Source organism: Salegentibacter flavus (assembly GCF_900115145.1).
Taxonomy (GTDB): domain Bacteria; phylum Bacteroidota; class Bacteroidia; order Flavobacteriales; family Flavobacteriaceae; genus Salegentibacter; species Salegentibacter flavus.
This window is the reverse complement of sequence record NZ_FOVL01000028.1, coordinates 24,566-32,073: the sequence shown is the minus strand read 5'-3', so window position 1 is coordinate 32,073 and position 7,508 is coordinate 24,566. Positions and strand designations below refer to the sequence as shown.

General features: G+C 40.6%; 7 protein-coding genes. 4 read left to right on the top strand and 3 right to left on the bottom strand.

Going from position 1 to position 7,508, the window contains the following annotated elements; genetic code table 11:
• Positions 1-769: 769 nt before the first annotated feature.
• The 4 genes from thrS (at position 770) to rplT (ending at position 3,977) form a co-directional block, all read left to right on the top strand.
• Positions 770-2,716, top strand: a complete 1,947-nt coding sequence (gene thrS, locus BM266_RS15735) for a threonine--tRNA ligase (protein WP_093411392.1) — start codon at positions 770-772, stop codon at positions 2,714-2,716.
• Between the two features lie 59 nt (positions 2,717-2,775).
• Positions 2,776-3,291 (top strand): translation initiation factor IF-3, encoded by a 516-nt coding sequence (gene infC, locus BM266_RS15730; RefSeq protein ID WP_262506713.1) that lies wholly within the window; start codon positions 2,776-2,778, stop codon positions 3,289-3,291.
• Positions 3,292-3,323: 32 nt separating this feature from the next.
• On the top strand, positions 3,324-3,521 hold the full coding sequence (gene rpmI / locus BM266_RS15725) for a 50S ribosomal protein L35 (protein WP_093411389.1): 198 nt from the start codon (positions 3,324-3,326) through the stop codon (positions 3,519-3,521).
• Positions 3,522-3,632: 111 nt separating this feature from the next.
• Positions 3,633-3,977, top strand: coding sequence for a 50S ribosomal protein L20 (gene rplT / locus BM266_RS15720; RefSeq protein ID WP_093411387.1), 345 nt, complete (start codon positions 3,633-3,635; stop codon positions 3,975-3,977).
• Positions 3,978-4,026: 49 nt separating this feature from the next.
• On the opposite strand, the gene BM266_RS15715 is transcribed toward rplT, so the two are convergent.
• The 3 genes from BM266_RS15715 to dnaB all read right to left on the bottom strand — a co-directional run bounded on the left by BM266_RS15715 (position 4,027) and on the right by dnaB (position 7,357).
• The gene (locus BM266_RS15715) at positions 4,027-4,452 is read right to left on the bottom strand and encodes a secondary thiamine-phosphate synthase enzyme YjbQ (protein WP_093411385.1); all 426 of its coding nucleotides are present in this window, start codon (positions 4,450-4,452) and stop codon (positions 4,027-4,029) included.
• 12 nt (positions 4,453-4,464) lie between these two features.
• Positions 4,465-5,646, bottom strand: coding sequence for an asparagine synthetase B (locus BM266_RS15710; RefSeq protein ID WP_245760474.1), 1,182 nt, complete (start codon positions 5,644-5,646; stop codon positions 4,465-4,467).
• A 145-nt stretch (positions 5,647-5,791) separates the two neighbouring features.
• Positions 5,792-7,357, bottom strand: coding sequence for a replicative DNA helicase (dnaB, locus tag BM266_RS15705; protein ID WP_093411384.1), 1,566 nt, complete (start codon positions 7,355-7,357; stop codon positions 5,792-5,794).
• Between the last annotated feature and the right edge of the window lie 151 nt (positions 7,358-7,508).

Sequence of the window (7,508 nt, the reverse complement as noted above, 5' to 3'; positions counted from 1 at the left end):
AAGATTTCCGCCTTCGCGGAAATGACTCAAGCGACTATATACGCGCTGTCAATTCAATAAATCAATGAACTTAAAACCCCACTCTTTAAATCATTCCCCCCTTCAGGGGAACAGGAAGGGGGCTTCCTTCTTGTTGAAATTAAAGGACTCGAACCTCTTTTCTTTTAATACCCACCCGGGATTTCCTGTCAATATTTCTTCGTGAACTCCGCCGCCAGTCTCGCTGAAAGCGGCTGCAAATATACAACTGTTTTTCCTTTACTACCAAATAAAATCTTTGGAAAATTTTAAAGTAAATCTCAGTCTCAAAAGAACGCCTCGCTAGCTGTTTTTGCGGATGCAAATATACCAGGCTTTTTCTTTATGGCAAGAAAAAAGTTTTATTTTTTTCATCACCCCGAAAAAGCTCGCAAAACCTCCTCTCAATCCACGTTGTTAAAGAACTCCCGCCTAATCCACAACTCTCGTTATCCTTGTAAGCGGCTGCAAATATACAGGGCTTTTTCAGCCCAGCAAGTAAAAAACTAAAATTTTTTAAAGAAATCTTAAAGGCAACTCTAAAGGCCTTATACCTAAACCTTTTATACATATTAATTTTTTCTAAAGAAATCCCAAAAGGTAAAGTATCCCATAAGTTTCAAAAATTCGGCACATATATTAAGGACAAAGAAAAGTTTAGCTTATTAGCCTATTTTTATATTCCTACAGTATTGCGCAACCAAAGTCAACCTGTTATCTTTGCAAATTAACCAGTACAGAAATCAAGAGAATGATCCAGGTAAGTTTGCCAGACGGCAGTATTAAGGAATTTGAAAAGGGGACCACTCCTATAGATGTAGCTAAAAGCATAAGCGAAGGCCTTGCCAGAAATGTTATTTCAGCTAAATATAAAGGAGAAACCGTTGAAACCTCCACCCCTCTTCACGAAGATGGCGACCTTGTTCTTTATACCTGGAAAGACGACGAGGGTAAAAAGGCGTTCTGGCATTCCACTTCTCACGTTATGGCTCAAGCCATAGAGGAACTTTACCCCGGCGCCAAACTCACTATTGGTCCTGCCATTGAAAATGGTTTTTACTATGATGTAGATTTCGGGGAGGAAAAACTATCGGAAAATGATTTCAAAAAGATCGAAAACCGAATGCTGGAGATCGCACGCGAAAAACACGACTTTAAAATGCGTGAAGTTTCCAAAGCTGAAGCTCTTGAATATTATAAAAATCAGAACAATCCATTTAAGGTTGAGCTTATAGAAAATCTTAAGGACGGGGAGATTACCTTTTGTGATCATTCTAATTTTACCGATTTGTGTCGAGGAGGTCACCTTCCTAATACCGGATATATAAAAGCGGTGAAACTAATGAGCGTTGCTGGAGCTTACTGGCGGGGAGACGAAAAGAATCCTCAGCTCACCAGGGTATACGGAATTTCATTTCCGAAGCAAAAGGAATTAAAAGAATACCTGGAGCTCCTGGAGGAGGCCAAAAAACGGGATCACCGTAAATTAGGGAAGGAACTAGAACTCTTTACTTTTTCGCAAAAAGTTGGTCAGGGATTGCCATTATGGCTACCAAAAGGGGCGGCTTTAAGGGAACGCCTGGAGAATTTCCTGAAAAAGGCACAGAAAAAAGCCGGATATGAAATGGTAGTAAGTCCGCATATTGGGCAAAAAGAACTTTATGTTACTTCAGGCCATTATGCTAAGTACGGAGAAGACAGTTTTCAGCCTATTAAAACTCCAAACGAAGGAGAAGAGTTTTTGCTAAAACCAATGAATTGCCCTCATCACTGCGAGATCTACAATGCTTCATCATGGAGTTATCGTGACCTTCCGAAGAGATTTGCAGAGTTCGGAACGGTCTATCGTTATGAACAAAGTGGAGAATTGCACGGATTAACCCGGGTTAGGGGATTTACTCAGGATGATGCTCATATTTTTTGCACTCCCGATCAATTAGATTCAGAATTCAAAAAAGTTATAGACCTTACCTTATATGTATTCGATTCTTTAGGTTTCGATGACTTTACGGCCCAGGTTTCCCTTAGAGATCCAGACAATAAAGAAAAATATATTGGCAGTGACGATGTTTGGGAAAAAGCTGAAAGTGCCATCATCAATGCTGCGAAAGAAAAAGGCCTTAATTATGTAATCGAAAAAGGAGAAGCGGCTTTTTATGGCCCAAAACTGGACTTTATGGTTAAGGATGCCTTAGGCAGAAGCTGGCAATTGGGCACCATTCAGGTAGATTATAACCTGCCAGAAAGATTTGACCTCACCTATAAAGGCAGTGACAATGAGTCACATCGTCCTGTTATGATACACCGTGCGCCATTTGGCAGTATGGAAAGGTTTATCGCGATCTTGCTTGAGCATACTGCAGGAAATTTCCCACTGTGGTTGATGCCCGAACAGGCTATCATTCTCTCGCTCAGCGAGAAGTATGAAAAATACTCACAAAAAGTTTTAACTTTGCTAGAAAATGACGAAATTCGCGCCCTGGCCGATAACCGGAATGAAACCGTTGGGAAGAAGATCCGTGAAGCCGAAATGAACAAATTCCCCTACATGTTGATTGTAGGAGAAGAGGAAGAGAAAGATGGTACAGTTTCTGTACGAAAACGCGGAGAAGGTGACCTGGGAACAATGACCCCTGAAGCCTTTGCCGAAATTATAAATAAAGAGATAAGAGAAACGTTAAAGACGTTTGAAGTTTAATTAAAATACGATAAGCCATAGCAATACGTAGAAAAAGATCAAAGCGACCGCTAAGAGAGATTAAAGAAGATCAACACCGGATCAATAAAAAGATCAGGTCTGATGAAGTGCGCCTTGTAGGCGATAATGTAGAGATGGGAGTTTACCCAACACAGAAAGCTCTGGAAATTGCCGATGAGCAAGGTCTGGATCTGGTGGAAATTTCCCCTAATGCCAAGCCACCCGTGGCTAAGGTAATGGACTACAAAAAGTTTCTCTATGAACAGAAAAAACGCGAGAAAGCCCTAAAGGCTAAAGCTAGTCAGGTAGTGGTAAAGGAGATCCGTTTCGGGCCCAATACCGATGATCACGATTATGAGTTCAAAAAACGTAATGCTGAAAAATTCCTGAAAGACGGAGCTAAACTTAAAGCATTTGTATTCTTTAAAGGTAGATCCATTGTATTTAAGGATAAAGGTGAAATACTATTGCTTAGATTAGCGCAGGACCTTGAGGAATTAGGCAAAGTAGAGCAAATGCCCAAGCTGGAAGGTAAAAGGATGACTATGTTCCTTTCCCCCAGAAAAACCAAATAAGAATAAGAGAGTTAATTATAAAAGAAGAGAACATGCCTAAAATGAAAACGAAATCCAGTGCCAAAAAGCGTTTCAAGCTTACAGGTACCGGTAAGATTAAAAGAAAGCATGCGTTTAAAAGTCACATCTTAACAAAGAAGTCTAAAAAACGTAAGTTATCCTTAACGCATAGTACTTTGGTACACGATGCCGATAAGGACAATGTTAAACTTATGTTACGTTTAAAGTAACAGAAGCGCTTAACGGTTTAAACAATTTAAAAACCCTGGAGTTGGGCAAAACCTTAACCGGTTTTAGTAAAGTGTCAAATACTGACCGCCTGCTACAAAAAAATTAAAAATATGCCAAGATCAGTAAATTCAGTTGCGAAGAGAGCCAGAAGAAAAAAGGTTCTTAAGCAAGCAAAAGGTTACTTCGGACGTCGTAAAAACGTTTGGACAGTTGCCAAAAACGCGGTAGAGAAAGCTATGCTTTATGCATACAGAGACCGCAAAACCAAGAAACGTAATTTCCGTTCATTGTGGATTATGCGTATAAACGCTGCAGCCCGTGAACACGGTATGTCTTATTCTCAGTTTATGGGAGGAGTTAAAGCAAGCGGAATCGGTTTGAACCGTAAAGTTCTTGCCGACCTTGCGATGAACCAACCCGCCGCTTTTAAAGCAATAGTAGACAAAGTAAAATAAACAAATATTATACTCTCTTAGAAAAAGCCCGGCAAATAACCGGGCTTTTTTATTTTTCACCAGTAATTGTAATCACCAGGTTCCTGCTGCTCATGCGATCTCTGTGTTCGCAAAGATAAATTCCCTGCCAGGTACCTAAATTCAATTTTCCATTTGTAATCGGGATTTGCAGAGAGTTCCCTAATAAAGATGCTTTAATATGTGCCGGCATATCATCCGGACCTTCTGCGGTATGTTTGTAATACGACATATCTTCAGGGACCATCTCATTAAAATGACGTTCAAAATCGTCTCTCACCGTAGGATCCGCGTTTTCATTAATTGTTAATCCAGCTGAAGTATGTTTTATAAACACATGCAATATTCCGGTTTTAAAGTCCTTTAACTCCCTAACCTCCCCGAGGATCTCCCGGGTCACCAAATGGAATCCTCTCTCTTTCGCCTTAAGACTTATCTCCTTCTGAAATACTTCCATCTAATTTCTTTTTTATGTTTTTTGAGGTTTCTTTTTTGCGGCAGGAAATAAAACATTGTTTAGAATTAATCGGTATCCGGGGGAATTAGGATGCAGGGAGAGCTCTGTTTTGGGATCTCCTACCCTATGCTGATAATCTTCCGGGTCGTGACCTCCGTAAAAGGTAAAAAAGCCCTTTCCTTTAATTCCATGAATATACCTTGCTTCCCCGTTTAATTTACTTTCCCCCATTATCAAAACATTTGGTTTTATGTTCTTCGGGTTATAGGATGTTGTTTGGCCCATAAAACCTTTCACCAAACGGGTATGATTTTGAGTTAACATAGTGGGGACTACATCCCATTTTGCCGAAAAGTCCATAAGTGTAAAATAATCTGACTCCTTCGGAATTTGTCGCTGCTCAGTCATATCGATAGAAGAAAATTCGTAAACCATCGGGCTGCGTTCCAGGGTAAAATCGGTAAAAGCAAAGGTCTTATTAAAATCTATTTTAGACTGATACCCAGGTTCACTGGGATCTCCATCAAACATAGGTTCAGCAATATCGACACCTTCTGCTGCCAATGCAATATCAAAGCTATCGGTAGCGCTGCACATAGCAAACATAAAGCCACCCCCAATGACATAGTTTTTTATTTTCAGAGCAACATCAAGTTTTTGTTCTGATACTTTGGAATAGCCAAGGCTTTCGGCCAGGGCTTCAGCCTCTTCCTTTTCCTTGATATACCAGGGCGTTGTACGGAACGCCCGATAAAATTTCCCATATTGGCCGGTAAAATCTTCATGATGAAGATGCAGCCAGTCATACAGGACAAGGGTATCTTCTAAAACCTCTTTATCATAAATAATCTCATAAGGAATTTCAGCATAGGTAAGCACCATAGTCACCGCATCGTCCCAGGGCCGGGCATCTCCCGGAGAATATACTGCTATTTTGGGAGCTTTTTCCAAAACCACGCTTTCCATATTGCGGGAAGGGCTCGATATCTCTTCTACAATTTCAAGTGTCTTAGCATCACTAATCACCTCATAGGACACTCCTCTTATCTTGCACTCCTTCTGAAGACTCTCTGTGTCAGAGATCAGGAAAGACCCTCCACGATAATTCAGAAGCCATCTTACTTCCAAATTCTGCTCCAGGGCGTAATAGGTGATTCCGTAGGCTTTTAAATGATCGCTCTGGGATTCATCCATCGGGATTAGAATATTGGATGAAAAGGCCGGAAAGGCTGAAAGAATAAAAATTAGAAAAAAAAGAAAGGGTCTAGCCTTTATCCCGGTAAACCCCTTCAAAATGTTGTAGAAGAAAATGCTGCTTTCCGCAGAAAACAAACATTTTTTAAAATGGCACTTCGCTATCGTCTTCATTATTAAAATCATCATTCATCGAGCTTCCAAAAGCTTCATCGGCACTAGGGCTTGGCAGGTTAGCACTGCCCAACTCCTGCGATTCATCTCCTCCACTATTCATCTTGGAATGAAATTCAAATGGCGAATCGAATTCATCTAAGTTATCAAATTTACCAAGATGCCCAATAAATTTCAGTCTGATATTTTCAAGGCCACCGTTCCTGTGCTTAGCCACAATAAATTCTCCCTGGCCATCGGTAGGTGTACGCTCTTCATCATCCCATTCATCAATTTTGTAATATTCAGGACGATAAATAAACGAAACAATATCGGCATCCTGCTCAATTGCTCCAGATTCCCTCAAATCTGAAAGTAAGGGCCTCTTACTCCCCCCGCGTGTTTCCACCGCTCTGGAGAGCTGTGATAGCGCAATAACCGGCACATTAAGTTCTTTAGCCAGTGCTTTCAGGTTTCGGGAAATCGTTGAAATTTCCTGCTCCCTGTTACCTCCACCTTTTTGTGATCCCCCTGCGGTCATCAACTGCAGGTAATCAACAACTATCAATTTAATACCGTGTTGAGAAGCAAGCCTCCTTGCCTTTGCCCTGAGATCAAAAATGGACAGGGATGGGGTATCATCTATAAAGAGCGGGGCTTTTTCCAGGTCTTTAACCTTAACGTTCAATTGTTCCCACTCATGTTTTTCGAGATTTCCTGTTCTTAATTTTTCCGAAGAAAGTCCGGTTTCAGACGAAATAAGTCTGGTAATAAGCTGCACTGAAGACATCTCCAGAGAGAAAAATGCAACAGGGATATTTTGTCCAACAGAAATATTACGGGCCATAGACAAGGTTAAAGCCGTTTTACCCATCCCAGGACGTGCAGCAACAATAATGAGGTCACTGGGTTGCCATCCTGAAGTTAGCCGATCCAGCTTATCAAATCCTGAAGGAACACCGCTAAGACCTTCCTTATTGGATATTTCCTGAATCCTGGTCTTGGCCTGGATAACAAGACTCTGAGCTGTTTCGGTAGATTTCTGAATATTCCCCTGGGTCACCTCATACAGTTTCGCCTCGGCACTATCCAGAAGGTCAAAAACATCGGTTCCTTCATCGTAAGCCTCCTCAATAATTTCGTTAGAAATTTTTATAAGACTACGTTGAATATATTTCTGAAGAATTATACGCGCGTGAAACTCGATGTGTGCTGAAGACGATACTTTTTGGGTTAGCTGAATGAGGTAATAATCGCCCCCTACCTTATCAAAATTTCCATCCTTCTTCAATTGATTGGAAACCGTTAATAAGTCGATTGCCTCAGTATTTTCAAAGAGTTTATGTATCGCCTCAAAGATGAGTTTATGCGAGTTTTTATAGAACGCATCGGCGTTGAGGATATCTATTATTTCGTCTACCCCCTTTTTATCGATCATCATAGCACCCAACACAACCTCCTCTAAATCAACAGCTTGTGGGGGGAGTTTCCCTTTTTCAAGGTTTATAACATTGGATTTTTGATATTTAAAACTTTGGGGGCCAGTCATTTTTTCCATAGCACTAAAGTAAATAAAATGTTAAGACAGTCTTAATGAAACCAGCTTGAGTTAATCCACAGGTAATCAACATTTGGGGTGTTGATAACTAAGTATTCCTGTTAATAAGGGCAAAAAAATCCGAAACATTTTGTTTCGGATTTTTATCAGG